Origin of the sequence: Neisseria sp. WLZKY-1, from assembly GCF_046546535.1 — a bacterium.
Lineage (GTDB): Bacteria > Pseudomonadota > Gammaproteobacteria > Burkholderiales > Neisseriaceae > Neisseria.
The window spans coordinates 1-334 of the sequence record NZ_JBKGTW010000142.1; the positions used below are offsets into that span (position 1 = coordinate 1).

At 54.5% G+C, this 334-nt stretch carries 1 protein-coding gene; it reads right to left on the reverse strand.

Annotation, left to right across the window (positions count from 1 at the left end):
* On the reverse strand, positions 1–334 hold a 334-nt coding region (locus ACLD9W_RS12575), incomplete at both ends, for a transposase (protein WP_410842308.1).

Genomic DNA, 334 nt, shown 5'->3' on the forward strand with positions numbered 1-334 from the left:
GCAATTCGGACAGGGTCTTGTCTTGCGCCAGCCAGTTGCGGTAGCGGCATAAGGTGCTGTAATCGGGGATGCTCAGTTCGTCAAAACGGCAAAACAGGTTGAAGTCGACGCGGGTGATGAGGCTGTGTTCGAGCTCGGGATCGGAGAGGCTGTGCCATTGTCCGAGCAGGACGGCTTTGAACATGGACAACAGTGGATAGGCGGGACGGCCGCGGTGGTCTCTAAGGTAACGGGTTCTTTGACGATTCAGGTATTGTTCGATCGGCTGCCAATCAATCACCTGATCCAACTTCAATAGTGGGAAGCGGTCGATGTGTTTGGCAATCATGGCTTG